The sequence below is a fragment of the Knoellia locipacati genome (assembly GCF_044791685.1).
Taxonomy (GTDB): domain Bacteria; phylum Actinomycetota; class Actinomycetes; order Actinomycetales; family Dermatophilaceae; genus Knoellia; species Knoellia locipacati_A.
In genome coordinates, this window is sequence record NZ_CP087730.1 from 863,459 (window position 1) to 880,988 (window position 17,530).

General features: G+C 66.2%; 16 protein-coding genes. 7 read left to right on the forward strand and 9 right to left on the reverse strand.

What is annotated here, in order from left to right:
* Nucleotides 1-16 precede the first annotated feature (16 nt).
* Together LL946_RS03965 and LL946_RS03970 are read right to left on the reverse strand one after the other, a co-directional pair.
* A complete protein-coding gene (locus tag LL946_RS03965) occupies nucleotides 17-277 on the reverse strand; it encodes a hypothetical protein (protein WP_404385006.1) in 261 nt (86 codons plus the stop codon).
* Nucleotides 277-708, reverse strand: a complete 432-nt coding sequence (locus LL946_RS03970; RefSeq protein ID WP_404385008.1) for a plasmid replication, integration and excision activator — start codon at nucleotides 706-708, stop codon at nucleotides 277-279. The genes LL946_RS03965 and LL946_RS03970 overlap by 1 nt, the downstream gene beginning before the upstream one ends.
* Before the next feature lie 125 nt (nucleotides 709-833).
* On the opposite strand from LL946_RS03970, the gene LL946_RS03975 reads away from it, so the two are divergent.
* Together LL946_RS03975 and LL946_RS03980 are read left to right on the forward strand one after the other, a co-directional pair.
* Complete coding sequence (locus LL946_RS03975; RefSeq protein WP_404385010.1) at nucleotides 834-1,658, forward strand: helix-turn-helix domain-containing protein; 825 nt, start codon at nucleotides 834-836, stop codon at nucleotides 1,656-1,658.
* Complete coding sequence (locus LL946_RS03980; RefSeq protein WP_404385012.1) at nucleotides 1,655-2,458, forward strand: hypothetical protein; 804 nt, start codon at nucleotides 1,655-1,657, stop codon at nucleotides 2,456-2,458. The genes LL946_RS03975 and LL946_RS03980 overlap by 4 nt, the downstream gene beginning before the upstream one ends.
* A gap of 462 nt (nucleotides 2,459-2,920) precedes the next feature.
* On the opposite strand, the gene LL946_RS03985 is transcribed toward LL946_RS03980, so the two are convergent.
* A complete protein-coding gene (locus LL946_RS03985; RefSeq protein ID WP_404385014.1) occupies nucleotides 2,921-3,571 on the reverse strand; it encodes a DUF6338 family protein in 651 nt (216 codons plus the stop codon).
* A 549-nt stretch (nucleotides 3,572-4,120) separates the two neighbouring features.
* Here LL946_RS03985 and LL946_RS03990 point away from each other — a divergent pair.
* Nucleotides 4,121-4,519, forward strand: a complete 399-nt coding sequence (locus LL946_RS03990) for a hypothetical protein (RefSeq protein ID WP_404385016.1) — start codon at nucleotides 4,121-4,123, stop codon at nucleotides 4,517-4,519.
* Nucleotides 4,520-4,600: 81 nt separating this feature from the next.
* Complete coding sequence (locus LL946_RS03995) at nucleotides 4,601-4,942, forward strand: hypothetical protein (RefSeq protein WP_404385018.1); 342 nt, start codon at nucleotides 4,601-4,603, stop codon at nucleotides 4,940-4,942.
* A 733-nt stretch (nucleotides 4,943-5,675) separates the two neighbouring features.
* Here LL946_RS03995 and LL946_RS04000 read toward each other — a convergent pair.
* From LL946_RS04000 to LL946_RS04015, 4 genes are all read right to left on the reverse strand, one after another.
* Complete coding sequence (locus LL946_RS04000; RefSeq protein WP_404385020.1) at nucleotides 5,676-5,966, reverse strand: hypothetical protein; 291 nt, start codon at nucleotides 5,964-5,966, stop codon at nucleotides 5,676-5,678.
* A complete protein-coding gene (locus tag LL946_RS04005) occupies nucleotides 5,960-6,232 on the reverse strand; it encodes a hypothetical protein (protein WP_404385022.1) in 273 nt (90 codons plus the stop codon). Before LL946_RS04005 ends, LL946_RS04000 begins: the two co-directional genes overlap by 7 nt.
* 455 nt (nucleotides 6,233-6,687) lie before the next feature.
* Nucleotides 6,688-6,990: a MafI family immunity protein gene (locus tag LL946_RS04010; RefSeq protein WP_404385024.1), complete on the reverse strand. Its 303-nt coding sequence runs from the start codon at nucleotides 6,988-6,990 to the stop codon at nucleotides 6,688-6,690.
* Nucleotides 6,987-12,272 (reverse strand): RHS repeat-associated core domain-containing protein, encoded by a 5,286-nt coding sequence (locus tag LL946_RS04015; RefSeq protein WP_404385026.1) that lies wholly within the window; start codon nucleotides 12,270-12,272, stop codon nucleotides 6,987-6,989. The genes LL946_RS04010 and LL946_RS04015 overlap by 4 nt, the downstream gene beginning before the upstream one ends.
* Nucleotides 12,273-12,315: 43 nt before the next feature.
* Between LL946_RS04015 and LL946_RS04020 the strand changes: the two genes are divergently transcribed.
* The 3 genes from LL946_RS04020 (at nucleotide 12,316) to LL946_RS04030 (ending at nucleotide 16,417) form a co-directional block, all read left to right on the forward strand.
* Nucleotides 12,316-13,143 (forward strand): hypothetical protein, encoded by an 828-nt coding sequence (locus tag LL946_RS04020; protein WP_404385028.1) that lies wholly within the window; start codon nucleotides 12,316-12,318, stop codon nucleotides 13,141-13,143.
* A 1,677-nt stretch (nucleotides 13,144-14,820) separates the two neighbouring features.
* Nucleotides 14,821-15,546, forward strand: coding sequence for a hypothetical protein (locus LL946_RS04025; protein ID WP_404385030.1), 726 nt, complete (start codon nucleotides 14,821-14,823; stop codon nucleotides 15,544-15,546).
* A gap of 115 nt (nucleotides 15,547-15,661) precedes the next feature.
* Nucleotides 15,662-16,417 (forward strand): hypothetical protein, encoded by a 756-nt coding sequence (locus LL946_RS04030; RefSeq protein WP_404385032.1) that lies wholly within the window; start codon nucleotides 15,662-15,664, stop codon nucleotides 16,415-16,417.
* A 355-nt stretch (nucleotides 16,418-16,772) separates the two neighbouring features.
* Here LL946_RS04030 and LL946_RS04035 read toward each other — a convergent pair whose 3' ends face one another.
* On the reverse strand, nucleotides 16,773-16,979 hold the full coding sequence (locus LL946_RS04035) for a hypothetical protein (protein ID WP_404385034.1): 207 nt from the start codon (nucleotides 16,977-16,979) through the stop codon (nucleotides 16,773-16,775).
* Complete coding sequence (locus LL946_RS04040) at nucleotides 16,976-17,437, reverse strand: sulfite exporter TauE/SafE family protein (protein WP_404385036.1); 462 nt, start codon at nucleotides 17,435-17,437, stop codon at nucleotides 16,976-16,978. Before LL946_RS04040 ends, LL946_RS04035 begins: the two co-directional genes overlap by 4 nt.
* Nucleotides 17,438-17,530: the final 93 nt, after the last annotated feature.

Genomic DNA, 17,530 nt, shown 5'->3' on the forward strand with positions numbered 1-17,530 from the left:
CGACCTCCCGGGGTCATCACTGCTCACCCCGGACGTGATCCTCAGCCGAGGTCCGCACCGCGATGACAGCGTTGACCGCGTCGATCAGGCAATCGCGCCCGACCAACAGCGCGTCAGCTGCGGCAGGGACACCGTCACCCAGTCGGTTGATCTGACCCACAAGCAGGTCGTGGCACTCATGGAGCCGGGACAGCGAGGCCGTCAGCGAGTCCACGATCCCGTCATCACTGTCGACGCCCAGAGCAACAGCGACCCGATCCAGATTCACGGCCGTCATCAGGCCGCACCCTTCACGGGAGCAGCCGACGCACCGGGAGCGACCATGCCCTCAGCGCGGAACGACCACACGATCCGGGAGCGACCCGTCGCGGACTCCTCGATGTACGGCAACGCCGTGAGACCGGTGAACTCCACCGGGGTCCACGGAAACTGGGTCTTGTTCTCCGGGGGCACCGGCTGGTGCTTCGCGGCGATCTTGATCGACAGGGCCGTGTCCTTCTTGCCTGCTTCCTCGTCAGCGTCCAGAACCATCACCTGCCACAGCGGCAAGCCCGTGCCCTCCCCGCGCGCGTTGAGGTCGACCGCCTGCACCCGGTTGTCCTTGCTCGACTTGTCGAAGTCGATGACCTGCTCAACCGACCCCTTGATGAACGCGCCCTGAGGGAACACGTCCCCGTGCTTGACGCCAAACCGCTTCTGCATCGCCATGACTTGCCTCCATCGTTTACCCATCTAAACCAGTAGCTCAGAGTTGAACCTCGGACTAATTTAGGGGGCTAAACAGCAAGGTAGGGCACTCTGGGAGAGTAGTCAAGAGGTCTAAACTCGGCGGCGTGTCAGATTCAGAGGAGTTCGCGAGTGTGCGGGCGGAGCCGGACGCTCTCCGGCGTGGCCGACGCGCAACGGAACTGCTCACCCTGTACCAGCAGCGCTCGACGGAACTGGCCCGTTTGCGTCGCGCCGCCATAGAGCAGGCCCGCGACGAGACGGGGATGAGCTACACCGAGATTGCTGCCGCCCTGGGCATCACCAAGGGCCGTGTCACCCAGATCCGAGGGTCTGCTCCGACCCAGGAACGAGCCTTCTTCGGCGTGGGGCCGGTCACCATCGGCGTTCCATACCGCTACCAGACCACAGATCGGGAACGACCCCTCATCGCGGCGGAGGACGCTCAGGCCGGGGAGTCGGCGACGCAGCTGCTCCACGCTCTCGGGTTCGCAACGACCTCGATGCAGATCGAGCCCGATATGCGCGAACTGCCCGAAGGGGATGCACTGGTCATCTGTGGACCGAAGTCCGCTCCTATCGCCGCAACCTTGCTGGACCGCGACCCCGTCCTTGCCGTCGTGAACCACGGTGGCCGATGGTGGATCGAGGACCGAGAAACCGGCATCCGGCACGGATCGCCCAGCGACGAGCCAGAGCCCCTTGACGCAGACATTGCCTACGTCGCACGCCACGTCATCGATGGGCGAGTCATCGTCCACGTTGCAGGCCTTCACGCCATCGGCTCCCTAGGCGCTCTCCACTACCTGACCGCCAACGTCGCCGAGCTTTTCACCACTGCCGACACGTCGCTGTCGCTCATCGTCCGTGCCAACTACACCGGCTTGGAGATCGACGCGACGGAGCTACTGGCAGGCCCGAAGACCTGGTGACCCACACGATGCAGACGGTTACGGCCCAACTCCCGGACCATCGACACAGCGACGACCGCGTGTTCCTCACCGACAACGCCGTCATCGTGATGGACGGGGCGTCCGCCTTCCTCCCGGTGGCGGTGCCCGTGACCGCCTACGTCGACACCCTCGGTTCGCACCTGCTGCAAGGTCTACGCGCCGACCCAGAAGGAGAACTGCCGGATCTTCTTCGTGCCGCCATCGCACACACAGCCAAAGCCTTGGATCTAAAGCCCCGCCACTCCCCCAGCAGCACCGTCGCCATGGCCCGGGTCTCCCCCGAGGCCGTCGACCTTCTCGTCCTTGGTGACTCCCAAGTGGCAACACCCGAGCGCATCATGCGAGACGACCGCTTAGCTCAGATTGCCCCCGATCAACGCAAGGCCTACCGCACCCGCCTAGCAGCAGGACGCGGGTACGACGACACACACCGAGCACTCTTGCGCGATCTCCAAGCGGAGCAGGTCCGACACCGCAATGTGGACGGCGGCTACTGGATCGCCGAAGCAGACCCGGACGCTGCTGACCACGCACTCACATCTCGACTCATGCGATTCGAAACCCCTTGGCTCGTGCTCGCAACAGACGGTGCCTACAAGCCCATGGAACACCTCGGGCTCGACGACTGGACCGCTCTAGCCGTCGGCTCGCCAGAGCAACTGTCGGCCGTCCTGGCCACCTGCGAGGACTGGGAGGAGCGACAAGATCCCACCGGCATTGGGCTCGTGAGGGCAAAGCGACACGATGATAAAGCGCTGGCAACAATGCGTCCCGGCTGATCAAAATTTGGCGGTTGGTGGACCGCCGCGCGGTGTTGTGGCGCGCGAGCGAGGTCACCCCGGTCCGGTCGGCCAGAAGCTGCACCATGCCTGGGGGCCTCACGCCGTTCCCGTCCCCGGACAACTTGGCTACTTGCCCGCCCCCGACTGGCCTGTTCCCGCGTTCCCACCGGGGGGCCTGGCCTGACCTGAATTCGGCTTGATCGTTGGCGGCTTCCACCCACGATTGCCAAACTGGCCGCGCTTCTCCTCGACGGGCGGTTCCGCGGGACCAGGCGACGGCCGGCCCGAACGCTCACTTGGCACGACTGACCCCTGCAGACCCATGCGGTGGCTGCCGCACGGCACCAGACCGTGGAGCCTTCTTTGCGGCAGTCTTGGTCAGCTTGAACTGTCCCGACGTCGCACTGCGACTGACACTCTTACCCGAGTAGCCCCCACCGGCTGGGGGCAACCAACGACTCATGTGGAACCCTCCACTCCGTAGACAGGGGCGACGATCTGCAGCAACTGTATCTCCGAACACTGAACCAGAACCCCGAGTGAGTTTTCGACCTCGTCCCCAATCTCGCCTGTGTCCGACACAGCGTGGGCCTTCTCCAGAAACAACTGCTGGTCCTCTGGATAGGAGGTCGCGTATGACGCACCTCCGTAGTACCCCGCGATCCACGTTCCGTCCTTCGTCAGGATCCGAATGAAGCACTCGCTGGAGTTCTGAAACGCCTTATCCCACCCCGTAGGGGTGGGGTCGTACTTGGTCACCTGTGGCAGGCGACCACCCAGCCTCTGCACCCAGGGCCACTGGGGAACGCGCGCCACGGCCCCCAGCGCCGGAACCACGATCCCCAAGCCGAGCGCCATCGCCGCGCCGACCCGCACGTTCCGGAACGCGAACCCTTCACCGCGAGCAGCCTGAACGAGCAGGTCACCGAAAACCACTAGGTACACCAGCCCGAACACCGCCGAGGAAACGATCGCTCGCACCAAACGGGTAGAGAGGTCGACGTCGAGAGGGAGACGACCGCGCACGGAGATTCGGACCGCCTGATAGACGAACCCCGGAACAACGAACAACAAGAGGAGCAGCAGTTCACTGACTGTCTTGGGCCACATTGTCCGTCCTTCGCTGCAATCCGCTCTGGAGTTCGCACGCTACGTCATCACGACGACAGCACCCTGTGCCGCGCCGGACAACTCCGGGACACGACCCGCGTGTCAGGCGGCTTGTCGCACCCAGGTGGCATCCTCGGATCAAACCCGCCCCGCCCCCTTGCGGAGCTTGAGTCCCACGCACCTAGGAGGAACCAGTGCCCCCGAGGATGACACTAGAACCCGTCGGCGAAGGCGAGGAGTACCCGATCGTCGGACTCACGTCACCAGCAGGCTTCGAGCGCACTCAAAGCGGGTACGCCTGTCGTACGTGCGGCGCGATGACCCCATTGATGGCCAAGTTCGTTGAACTGCACCGTGGCTGGCACGAGGCCCAAGAGCGAGACTGACCGAGACCATGTCTTGACGCTCCTGATGCTTGACAGTCCTGTGTCAGCTGAGCCTTGACACCGGCTAGACACAGGAGCGCCAAAGCACGGATCTGCCGAATGTCGGGCGTTGCGATTCTGCCGATGAGCCGACCTCTCGCTTTGGGGCTGGCATGCTCGGCTCATGACCTCGGAGAGCGACCGCGACCTGCTTGAGCAGGTCGTCAGCGAAGTTGTCGGAGGGGCCGCGCAGGTCGAGTGGGTGGAACCGGCGGATCGTTGGTCGGCTCATGCGCGGCTTCGGGGCGCGGATGGGCACGTCAGCCACGTGCTCACCTCGCCGGAGTGGCAAGAAGCTAGGTTCGACGAGCCTCGGTGCTGCGTCGTCATCCTCACGAGCACCGATGAGGACGAAACGCGTGAGGCTCTGGAGAAACTCGCTCGGGCAGCAGTGGAGTACTCATCCGGCCGCGGTCACGTGGAGCGCAGGAAGGGACTACTTGGCACCCGGCCAGTCCTTGTCCTCCGCACGACTGAGGGCGAGTGGCGGATCGGAAAGCGGTCTGGCTCCATCCCGTACTGACCGCTCGAAAGGCCGATCATGCCGCTGTCCGATCGTGTCGGTGTGCCTGCACGGATCTCGTCACCACGGAAGGATGAGGGCATGTCCATGCTGGCAGGCGAAGACGCCGACGAGGTGCGAAACTGGCTCGGCCGCAATGAGTTCGAACACGTCTCGTCGGTGGGTGGCGACACGGCAGGTTTCGGCGATCGTCAGGACATCTGGGAGCGGGACGGCACCCTTATCCGCGTCACTCGGGATCGCGGCCAATGGTGGTATGACATGTCACGCGCGGGGACCGGCTCCTGGCTCGATGTGGATACGGTCGCAGGGGCTATGGGCTACAAACTGACAGCGCCCGTCGAGCGCGTGGCGTACGTCGCTGCTTCGATTGACGATCGTGTATTCGGCGCTCTGCTTGCTGCCGAGCGGCACTCGCCGTAACGCACGATCATGCCGCAAGCAGGATCGATCTCGCATACCTTTGAGCCCGTGTACAGGGACTTCTGGCGACTTCACGTCGCTGCGGCGGGGGGTGTCGTCTGTGCCCTGGGTCTGGCAACTCAAAGCTCCGGGTGGGCAGCAGTCGGTTGGCTGGCGGCCGCCCTGGGCTGCGTTGCGATCCTGACGACTCCCTTGATCGCCGGATCAATCCTTCGCCGACGCAGTCCATCACCGGGTCGGCACGCTGGGCCGAATCCGCCGAAGTGACGTCCCTCGGCATCTACATCCGGAACTGACGCGATTTGGGCCTAACCTTCCCGGCTCTGTCGTCGATCGCCACGGCTAGGGGTAGGGGACGTCGGGTCCTTGCTTGGGTCGTGCACCTCGGACCTCTCCTGTCGCCAGATTGCTATCTGAATCGCGACTGCAGTCGCCAGCAGTCCGGAGCCGAGCCATGCGAGCCGGGAACCTCGCCCCTCGGCCCACCAACTTAGATAGAGGGGGAAAGCGAAGGGCGCAACGACGTCCCAGAAGTTGCGCGGCCGCCAAGGAGGAACGAACTTCTCGTTGAGTGGCTGAGAGACACTCCGCAGGCCGTAGACCGCCAGGGCGAGCAGCCCGCATCCCATGAGCCAGTCGAACCAGTTCGAACTGGCGTCGAAGAGTAGGAGATATCCGGCAGCAGCAGCCGCGCTCACCGTCACAAGGATCGATGTCCGCTGTAGCCGTGCGGCTACTCGATTTCGTCGGCTTCGCATGCCCCCTCCCCTTCCTCGAGCTCGTCAAGCCACGCGTGGAAATCGGGCTCGGAATGCAGATACTCGTCGGGGCTGACCCTCAGGTCCGCCCCCGACAGCTTCTTGAGGGCATCCCAGACCAGTTGGTCCTTGACATCCGGTGACGCGTCACGCACCCATGCTGCCGCCCAATCGGCAGCTTCCTCGGGAGTGATGCGGCGGGACAGCAAGTCGAGCAAGCGTTGCCTGAGTGCATCGCGCGTGGGCTCGGGTCTGGAGTTCACCATGCACCTCCGAACTGACCGAACTCGTCGAACGAGTAGTGGACCTTTGCCCCACCGGTTTCTGGCCTGACGATGCGAACGTTCCCGGCACCGTCAAGGGTTTCGTGCCAAGTCCGAGTGAAGTCCTTTGTCGGATCCCATTCGCGCACGAGACGGCGGCCGACCATTTCGCCTGGCTTCGCCGCCTGGATCGCTTCTCCGTAGTAGCGAATCCGACCGCTCTCAAGTTCCTTGACACCACCAGCCCCGTACTTCTCAACCTGACTCATGTGTCGTGTGAGTTGGGCGCCACTCAACGCAGATTCGGCGCCACTTGCGCCCTTTGCGGCAACTTGGCTCCGGTGAAGCGATGAGTACGCCCCGTCAATCGCCGGAACATCGCCGGCCGTCGTAGTTCGACCTGCGCTCGCCTTGACCGGGCTGGTGACCAGGACGAGGAGCCCTCGCTGGTCGTAGGTGGTGTGCCCGGGGGCGGGTGCAGCGTCAGCATGCACGGAGGTTCCGGGCGAACCACTGTGGCCGGTGTCGGCATCAGGTCCAGAGACGGCACCGGCGGGCGGGCCGCGCTCGTCACAGTTGACCGTCGGCAGAACCGTGGGGTCGACCGTGGCGTACGCGTAGATGGGTCGTGGCTCGACTGTCTCAGCGACTGCGGGCCCAGATAGAGGCGGGCCACTGAAGAACACCCCGACGAGGGCCACGATCAGGGTCCGGGCAAGCGCGATCACAGTGGGTCGCCACCCCCAGGCTCGCTTCCTTCGACGTTGTTCACGAGATCGGGTGGTAGCTCGGCAGCCATCCTCATGTCAAGGGCAAGTTGCTGGATCTCAGCAAAGTGACTCGCCGAGATGGTCTTAGCCTCCTCACTGATGATCCACGCCAACGAACGGAGCGCCTCACCAAACTCAGCGTGGTCCAGGAACTCATCGACCTCGCTCAGCTCGGAGGGTGTCAGCACATCCATCAGTGCAATAAGGAGCCCGCGCAGCCTCCCGGAGAGGCTGTCGTAGTCGGGGCGCGCGCTCACCACGGGTTCCTCGGCAGGTTTGTGGGATGCCCAGTGATGATTTGTCCACCGCGGAGAACAACCTTCATGTCCACGCCTCCGCGGGTGCCCGTGGCGATCGTGCTTCCACCGCGTCCGGGCCTGAAGATGGAATTCGGATCCGTGGCGACATCGGAGATCTCGTGCATAACTCGATTGCCAGACCAATCCTTCGGGAACGGCGTCTTACCCGGAAGCCCCGGCCACAGATGGCCACCACCTGTCGCGTCCCCGTCGAGAATGTGGGTACGCCGGGATGCGGAAGCGAGGTCTACGAACTCGTCCGCTGACTTTGCGGCCTTTGTCGTCGGCTTGGCGGCTTTCGCGATCTTAGATGCCCATTGCAACGCAGCAAGCAGATTCTTGGCGCCAACTCCGGGTATTGGCAGAAAACCAATGCCGGTCCAGAGGACTTGACATCCCGTCGATTGCGGCTGACCAACAGCGCACTCGCCGGAGAGATCAGCGCCGAAGTCGGCCCACACTGGCGAAGCGACCACACCGGGTCCGGATAGAGCATGACCTGCTGCAATGAGTGTGTCAGGGTGGGGATGAACAGAGGTGGGTGGGGCAGGTTTACCGCCACCCCCATCACCACACTGCGAGATGCAGGGCGGCGGTGTCGCGGCTGGGGGCCGAGGCTGCGTGTTGGGTGTGTGCGCCGGCCCCGGCGTGTGGACGGGTCCTCCGGTCGAGGGTTGCCATGCGTCACCGCTTTGGCAACTGTCTGCGCAATTGCGCAGGCCACTGGGGTCGCTGTAGGTGAGGGGGTTGTTGGCGCCGTAGGTGTAGGGGTTGGGGGTTTGGGTGGTGGCTTGGTCGTTGAGGGGGTCGGGGCTGAGGAAGCGTTGGGTGGTGGTGTCGTAGTAGCGGGCGCCGAGGTGGGTGAGGTTGGTGGTGGGGTCGGTGGTTTTCCCGAGCCAGCCGCGGTCGGTGACGGGGGCGGTGGTGCCGGTGCGGGGTTGGCCGTAGGGGTCGGTGTAGGTGCGGTTGGGTGTGGTGGTGCCGTTGGGGATTTGGAGGTCGACGGAGCCTTGCCGGTCGTTGGTTTGCCAGGTGAGGGTGTTGCTGGTGGGGGTGGCGACGCGGACGGCGACGGTGGTGCCGTTGATCGTGTAGTAGCGGCGGACGGCGGTGATGGCCCCGTTGTTGACGTCGATTTCTTGGCCGGGTAAGTAGAGGGTGGCGGTGCCGTCGGGGGTGGTGCGGGACAGGCGGGTGCCGTCGGGGGCGTGGCTGGTGCGGGTGGTGTTGGTGCCGGTAGTGGTGGAGGTGAGGTGGCCGAACAGGTCCCAGTCGTGGGTGGTGGTGGACCCGGCTTTGGTGGTGGTGTTGGTGTGCCCGTCCGGGTCGTACGTCAGGTTGGCGGTTCCGGCGGTGGTGGCGGCGTGGGGGTGGGCGGGGTCGGTGTACGCGTAGGTGCTGGTGGTGGCCCCGCGCCGGACGCTGGTGGTGTTCCCGTCGGGGGTGTACGTCCACGAGGTGTTGTATCCCGCGGGTCCGGCAGCGGTGGTGGTGTCGGTGTCGGTGCAGGGCGTGGCGGTGGTGGTCCAGGCGTGGGTGAGGCGGTTGAGGGGGTCGTAGCTGTGGCAGGTGGTGACGGGGGTGGGGGTGGTGGTGTCGGTGAGCGTGCGGAGTTGGCTGGCGTCGGCCCAGGTGTAGGTGTCGTGTTGGGCCGTGGTGGCGCCGATGGTGGTGCTCACCGCGCCTAGGCGTTGGGTGGGGCCGTCCCAGGTGTAGGACCGGGTGATGGGTGAGGGGGCGGCGGCCAGGGTGCGGGAGGCGAGGGCGCCGTGCCCGTGGTAGGTGGTGGCGCTGACGTAGGCGGTGGTCCCTATGAGGGTTGAGGGCAGCCCGAGGGGGGTGTAGCCGGTGGTGACAGTTTCGGCGGGCAGGGCCCCGGCGGCGGGGTAGGTGAGGGTCGCGGGCCGGTCAGCGGCGTCGTAGCCGACACCGACGGTGAACGTGGTGGGGGTGGTTTTCCCGCCGAGCGCGGGGAAGGTGTAGGTGGTGCCGGTCGGCAGGCCATGGGTGGTGTACCCGGTCACGGCCTGGGTGTAGCTGCCGGTTGCGGGGTCGGTGATGGTGGTGCTCGCGGGACGGCCGATGCCGCCGGTGACGGTGGTGGAGTCGTAGGTCTGGGTCTGGAGGGTGACAGGGGTCGCGGCGGGGGTGGTTTTCCCGGTGACCTGGGTGACCCGGTTGAGGTCGTCGTAGGTGGTGGTGGTGGACGCGCCGGAGGCGCGGGTGGCGGTGACCGGGTTGTTGTTGTTGTCGTAGGTGGTGGTGGTGACGCCGGTGTCGGGGTCGTCGGTGCGGGTGCGGGCGCCGAGGAGGTTGTACGTGTAGGTGGCTTGGTGGCCGGCGGCGTCGGTGAACGTGATAGGCCGGTCGGCTGCGTCGTAGTCGGTGCCAATGGTTGCGGTGGTGGCCCCGGAGCCTTCGGTGTGGGCGGTGACCCGGCCGAGGATGTCGACGGTGGTCGTGGACGGGACTCCTCCGTCGGCTGGTGGGGTGGTGACGGTATGGGAGCCGTGATAGGCGGTGGCCGTCTGCCACTGCAGCACGTCACGCCCGTAGAACCGGGCGATGGTGGGGCGGCTGATCGAGTCGTAGACGGTGCGGGTCTCGTTGAACGCCGTCATGGGGAAGGTGAGCATCGCGGTCCCGGCGGTGCCGAACGCGGCGACCGGTTGGGACTGAGTTTCGACCCGGCCGGCTTCGTCGTAGCGCAGGTTGACCAGCTGGGTCACGTCCTGGCCCTCGTAGGGGCTGGTCGGTGCGACCGTCTGGGTTTGGCGGGGCTGCCCGAGGGCGTCGAGGAACGTCGTGGACGACACGTACGTGCCACCGGGTTGACGGCGGCTGCTGGTGATCTTCGCCGGGCTGGCCTTGGCCGGGTCGAGGGTGTACGTGAACGTGTGCGACGCGGTCGCGGCGGTGTCACCGGGGAGCAGGCCCTTGACAACACGACCGAGGAGGTCGGTGATGGTGGAGGTGGTGTTGCCGTTGGCGTCGAGGACCATGGCCGGCGTGAGCCGGCGGGCGTCCAAGGTCGTGGTCAGAGTCTGGTTCAGGGGGTTGCTGACCGTCACCGTTTGTGGGGTGGCGGTCACCGCGGAGTAGGTGGTGCTCGTGGTGTTGCTGTTGCCGTCGGTGCTGGTCAGGACCCGCCCGTAGATGTCGTAGGTGGCGGTGGTGCTGACGGTGCTGGTGATGGTGGTGCCGGCGGTGTCGGTGTCCTTGCCGGTGAGGGTCTTGGTCGGGTTGCCGGCACCGATGGGCCTGCCGGTCAGGACGACCTCGTTGTCGTAGTACGTCTGCTGCCGGGACAGGAACGCCCCGGTGCTGCAGCCCGAGCCGGTGCGGGTGTCGACCTGGGCGACGTAGTCGAGCTTGTTCCTCGCGGTCGCGGCGGCGTCCCCGGCGTACGTGTAGGTGGCACATCGGGGGTCGCCGGCGCCGGTGCTGGACTCGGTGCGGGTCTGCCCCAGGCTGGTGTACATGTACGAGGTGGTCAGGGTGCGGGACCCGACCACGCCACCGTCGACGGTGCGTTGACGCTGCACGACCGCGCTCGGTTTGATCATGTACGAGTCGTGGACCGGGTCGACGCTGCCGCTGGGGTTGGCCTTGACCGGGGTGCGCGCGGTGGTGTACCCGGTCAGGGTGCCGGAGTCCTCGGAGCTGTCCGCACCGGACGCGGTGAGGTTGAGCCGGCGGGTTTCGCGTTCCAGCCCGGACAGGTAGCCCCAATCCGTGACCTCGGTCCCGGCCGAGTCGGTGATGCTTTCGGTGCGGGTGCCGTTGATGAGCTTGTCGCCGTGCATCCCCCGGTAGAACAGGTGGTTGGTCCGAGCAATCCGCACCGTGCTGCCCCGGTACGCCGAGTCAGTACGGGTCGCGACCGTGACCAGCTCGTACCCGCGCCAGCCCGCCCAGGACTGGGTCGAGGCCGGGGCCGTCGGTGAGTCATCGTGGTGCCAGCCGGGGGTCCCCCCGTAGAAGTAGTCCGTGACCTGGTCCGCCGACCCGGTCGCGGTGTCGTCCGCCCCGACTGGGAACCGGTTGTCGCGCACGACCTTCGTCGTCACGTACTTGTGGAACGCCCCGAACCCGGCGGGCCCGAACTCGGGGACCCAGTACCTCGGGAAGCACGCCAACGTGTTGGTGTCCCACACGCTCGGGATGTTCGCTGCGGTGCATGTCTGCCCGGCGGGCTGCCCGTACGTGACCTCGACCTCCCCACCGAGCTCGTCACCGATGTACACCACCCGGTACTTGTTCAGCGGCGCCACCCCCGCCGAGGTGTCGTAGTCCACCCGGTTCGGCCGGGCTTGGCCGGTCAATGTCACATCTGGCAGCGCCAGCGCGCTCGAGCCGTTCACCCCCGAACGGCGGATTTTCGCCAGCCACAACGACGGCGACGACCCGTCACCGGGGTCGGGGTAGGAGTACGCGTACTCGACCTTGTCCACCGGGGCGAACGAGCCGCCGGTGCGGGTGTACGACGTCACCGACCGCATCAGGTAGTGCGAGAAGAACGACGGCGACTCCTGCGTGCACCCCGACGTGCACAGCAGGTCCATCGGCACATCCGGGTACGACGACGCGTTGGCCGCCGCGAAGCTCGGACACGACGGGGTCGCCCCGACAATCGCCCCGGTCGCCCGCTGGGAGCAGCGCGGCTCGAACGTGAACACTGTGCGTGACCGTGCCGCCTCCGCCCCAGCTGAGGCGAACCGGGAAGAGTAGTCCACCCGGGTCAGGAACCCGCCCCGGTCATACACAACATCGGAGGCGCCCCGCAGCCGGTAGTGGTTGACCTCGTTCGCGTACACGTACGCGGTCTGCGCGTTGTGCCGGTCCAGGACCGAGTCCAGGTTCCACCGCCACGCCTGCTGGCACCACGACGCCGCCAGCGTCGACTGGTGACACGGCTCCCCCGCGTCGTCACCGAACACCGGGACCGTCCACACCGAGTTCGTCGCCTCCGCGGCCTGACCCGCGTACTGCACGAACCCCCGACCGAACACGTTCAACGTGCCATCGGTCTCGTACACCCGCCAGTACTCGCCGTTGTTGTCGCCATAGACGTTCGAACCCGACGCCGCCAGCTCCAACCGCAAACCACGATCCTGACGGGTCCGGAACACCCGCGACCCCGCCGGTGCACCCACCGCGGCCGTGTCCTCCACCAGCTCCGAGGACTGCCCATCCATGACCAAGCGGTAATGCTCCTTGTCCCAGCACAGGTCACCCATCGAGGAATGACCATCCTGAGAACAAGCCCGGTACACCCGCTCGATGTACGCCTGCGACAACCCCCACCCGATGCCCTGCTGCGACGCCTGCGAGTTATCGCCCGCCGTCATCCCATCCACCGACGACGAGTCGTACTGCAATGACATCGACGGCACCCCACCGGTCAACGCCGGCGCCATCGGAATCGGGTTCGACCACGAGAACGAACCCGACTGCAACCCCACCGACCACGACCCCGCCACCGTCAACGGCGTCGCCGTGAACGTCCCCTCCGACCCCGACGGCCCAGCCGACACCACATACACCGACCCCTCACCCACCTGCCCCGACGGCTCCACCGCCGAAGACTCCGACGCTGAGGGGGACGACTCAGGCGACGAGGACGCGGAAGGCGACGCCGACGGGGACGCGGATGCGGACGTGCCCGGTTGGGGTGACGGCGTGCTCGATGACGTCGGTGACGGCTTCGTCGTACTCGTCGAGGACGGCTCCGGTTCGCCCGCGGCCGACCCACCCGGCGACATTCCGCCCGCGTTGGGGTCCGGCGATGAGTCCAGTCCGGTGCCCACCTCCGCCTGCAGGGCGAGTGACGTTGGCGCGTCCACCGTCAGATCCGCCGATACCGTCCCCGCCAGCGGGTCCACCACTGCCTCAACCGGCTCGGGGACCCACGCACACTCCGCCGACGACACCGCAGCACCGGCCAAAGCCAAGTCCAGCGCGCACCTCGGCACCCGCACCAGACGCAACCGCGACGCGAAACCGCCACCGAATGCCTGCGCGAACCCCGACACATCCAACCGGACCCCCACCCGGCCCCGAACGGCTGCGTCACCGTCAGCGCGGGTCAACGTGAACGCAACCCCGTGACCGCCCAGCCGCGTCGCCACATCCGCGCCCACAGCGTCCACCGCAACCTTTGCCGGCACCTCCACCGGCAGGGCAGGCTGCGGGACCGGAACCCCAGGAACCGTCCCTGCAGGATCCGCCACCGGTGTCGACACCCGAGCCGGGGCATCCAACACGCTCCGCCGTGTCAGCGACACCACCGAACCTGTCAGCACCACCTCGCCATCAGTAGAAGGCAGCGCGACCGTGCCCTTGGCCGGGCCAGGCCACACCGGTGCCACCACCTTCGCTGCCGGCATCGACCGCACCGGGGCGGGCACAGCCCCGACGGGCTTGGCCCCGATGGGCGCCTCCGGTGCCGGGGCCGTCGCCGGGGAAGCTTGCGCCGCGGGCGCCGGAACCGGCGCGAACAACGACACCGTCAATGCCGCCGCCACAGCCATCGCGACAGACGTGGCCCCACGTCGCTTCCTCGTCACCAGCGCCCGAACCCCACGACCACCGGCCACGTCAGCCTCCCAAGTCCCCGGCGCCCTCAGGACGGGCGCCCCGAGGACACCTAAGCGCACGAAGGTCCCTCCCGGCTAGTGCCTCAAGGAGCTTACTATTCGAGCCGGATGGCCCGCAGGAACAAGGCGCGCAGCCAAACCACGCGTCCACCGGATCGAGCAATGGAGAAGGCCTCATCGCGGGGGTCCACGAATTCCGTTGGGCAACAGCGGGGCTGGTAACCGTCTTCGCCAGGCTTGAACCGAACGACAGAACTTCGGGAGAGCTATCGATGCTGGAAATGCGGTCCGCTGGTCACGGCCGCACCGACCACCGACATCACATGCAGTGCCAATCCCGGCCTCCCTACTCGACGACGCCCACGGACACATCACCGAACACAGCGGCCGACCACGGCCGACGTCAAGCATCAACTGACGCAGGACTGTCAAGCATCACCCGAGACAGGACACCGTCCCGGACAGGCAGCGGTGAGAACTTTCTCTACTGACTCAAGGCGCGCCTTCGGCGCGAGCCCCGGCCCGTGGCCGGGTCCACGGCAGGGACCCCCGCGCTCCGGCCTCCCGCTTCGCTCCGGCCTACGCGCACCCCCACCGCTCCCCCGGCCACCACCGGACATGACAAAGGGGACGGCCCGGATTCAGTCCGAGACGTCCCCTCACCGCCAAGCCGCCGACCCTGCGCTACACCGTCCGGACTGCACGAGCACGCATCAAGCGGCAGCTTCTCCAGAACACCTGGGCATGTCCTCCCGGACAACAGCGCCAAGACCCACGGGGCACGACCGCTTGACCCGCACTCCCTCCGTCCGTCTCTGCTCCGCTACAGGTTCGGTGGCTCTCCCTGCCCAGGCCAGATTTGCTAACGCTTTTGCTAACGCCCATCCACACAAACCGGGACGACGCAGGATCAAGTGCCCTCGCGGGGAGCCAGTCCCCGGGGCCGACAGACGCCCATGGACACCACCTCTGAGACTTGTAAACAGGTGGTTAGGGGTTCAAGTCCCCTCGCCAGCTCTCGACGTTTTTCCGCAGGTCGGGTGTGATCTTTGGCCGGCTGGGCGCTCCAAGCCTTGCGTTTGCAGGGCCGTTATATAAGGGCGGAGGGAAAGAACCGAACCTCCCCGATATCCAGGAACCCATATGGCAGGCTCTGGGGCCATGGCTTCTATCGGGGTGAAGGTGTGGCATGGCTGAGGGAAACGAAGCGAGCGAGCGTAAGACGTTCCCGCAGTTGTCGCCAGGTGTTTGGTGGGCCCTACGCGACCGCTTCAAGCGGAGCATCCCCGGCAGCGTTGACGCGAATTACATCCACACCGTGCTGGGGGTGAGCGAGAAGAGCGCCGCCAACTACTTGGGGCAACTGAAGATGATCGGCCTCGTCGACGGGCAGGGAAAGGCAACGGAGCTTGCGGCGGCTTGGCGGTTAGACGACAAGTATGCGGAGGCGTGCCAAACAATCCTCGATATCTGCTACCCCCAAGGGCTTCTCGACGCCGTACCTGATCCCGCCACAGATCGAGCCAGCGCCCAGCGCTGGTTCATGAGTAAGGGTGTAGGCGAAGCAACGGCTCGCTTCCAAGCGCAGTTCTTAGCTCTCGTCGCCGATGCAGATCCCTCCGGTGGAGATTCACGTGGAGTTAAGGCAAACGGAGACAAGAAAACACCACGCAAGACGGCTGCAAAGAAGACTGCGGCTAGGGCACCCGCGGCGGCGGAGACGAACGCGGACAACCAAACACAATCTCCCATGGCGGATAAGCGCACCGGTGCGGACGACAGCGCGAGGGATAACCGGTCCAAGAACCGACCGGATCTGCATATCGACGTGCAAGTGCACATCGCTGCGGACGCGAGTGTCGAGCAGATCGATGCTGTGTTCGCCAGCATGGCCCGACACATCTATGACCGCTGACAGCCGAACGGTCCGCAACGTCGCACGTGTTGCTGCGGGAATACAGGCAGCAGCGCGAGCGATAGGGACCCCCTCCGCTGCAGCCACCCCGACGGGGGCGACGCCAGTCGACACCGTGACGATCCCATCGCCTGTCGGCTCAGACTCCAAGACTGTATTTGTGTCCTGGGCCCATGCCGATGAGGGCTGGTCGCAAGGTCAAGCGGACGAGTGGGCCTCGCAGGTAGCTGCGCTCGTCGGCAACCTTCGAAACTCAGGCATCGAGGCGGATGTAGACCTCTACCACATGCACGACGCCGACATCGACTGGACGAGGTTCGGGCCCAATGCCATTGAGGCCTCGGATCACGTGTTGGTGGTGATGTCGGAGGGTTGGGCGCAAAGGTGGTCCGGCAAGAACCACCCCAAGGTAGGCGCGGGGGCGGCTGCCGAGGCCGATACGTTGCACGGTCTCTTCAATCGCGACCAAACGGAATGGCAGCGAAGGATCAAGATCGTGCTACTTCCGGGGGTCAGCGGTGCACTCATCCCGGCGCAGCTCGAGCGGGTCAACCGGTTCTACGTTGAGCCCGATAACCCGGACTCGTTTGAGGATTTGGTGCGCACCCTCACCGGTCAGCCCTTGCACGCCAAGCCGCCTCTCGGCACGGTTCCTGTCCTGCCATCGGCAGCGCTCCGGAAGGAGCAGAGGCCAGTACTGGATCGCGGGCTCGACGAGATGGACGTCCGCAAGCAACTCGTCGCTGAGGTGGATCGGCTTTCAAAGCAGATAGAGCGCCAGCCCCACTCGAAGCGCGCTGAGACGTGGCGCGAACAGCGAAGCCTGATTCAAGGGACGCTGGAAGCTATGTCCGGTTGGAGCAGCGACTAGACGCGCGCCATCAAGTCGAATGGGTGGGGCGCGTCGTCCTCGGACGGAATCCATTCGGCATAGACGTCGTAAGTGATCCGGTAAGACCCGTGCCCCATTGATTCGGAGAGCCGGTGGATGTCGCCCCCCTTCGCGAGGTAGGTGCTAGCGAGCTGGCGCGGTCTGGTCGCACCCCCGGGTATCACCCCCGTCGAGAGGTAGGAGTGGGTCTCGGGCTGGATCGACGCGTTCCGCACCGGGGACAACTTCGAGCGCTTCCTCGAGCAGCAGGGTCGACAGGTCGTGGAGACCCTGGCCTCTCTCGACCTCGACGAGTCCGGACCGACTACGTCCCCGGACCCGTGAACAAGAGCGGCTAGGGACGAGGGGAGCCACCGGTCGACGACGGGTCCGGGGTCTGGGTCGACTCGAGACGGGTGCCCTCGGGGTCCTCAGTGCGCTCCTCTGACTCCGCGAGGATGGCCGCTGCCTGCGCGTCCGGGTCGTCGCTGCCGACGGCCTGTTCCTCGGGGAGCAGCTCGGCCCGGCTGCCCACGTTGTCCTCGTCTGGTTCACGGCTCATCTCTCGACCGTACCCACTCCCCGAGCCAACACGCCGGTCGCGGGCCTGCACGACCTCTCCGGACCCAGAGGAGCAGCGCGGCGGTGATGCGGGCCAGCACCACGAGGGAACGCATGACGCGCTCGGGGAGCCCATCGGCCGAGGTGCGAGCCGGCATACCCTCCGACGACGGATCCGGCGGCCAGGACGCCGACGGCACGCCAGTCCACCGGGGCGATCGCGACGAAGACGACCGACGCCACGACGTTGGCCACCATCACCGCGAAGGTCTTCTGCGCATTGAGGATCCAGAACTCGAGCGTGGTGCCGAGGCCCAGCACCGCGAGCATCATGACGCCGGAACCGGCCCCGAAGTACCCGCCGTAGACACCGGTCACCCGTCGCCCAGATCCGCGTCCCGAGTGGGAGGTGTGCGACGTGATCCCACGCTGGGCGTCGCCGCTGCGAGGCGCAGCCATGCTTTGAGCCGCGGCTGGATCCCGACGAGCAGGCAGGTGGCGAGGATGAGCCGAGGGCGCCTCGGCGATCGTCCACCGCGACACCGACCACGC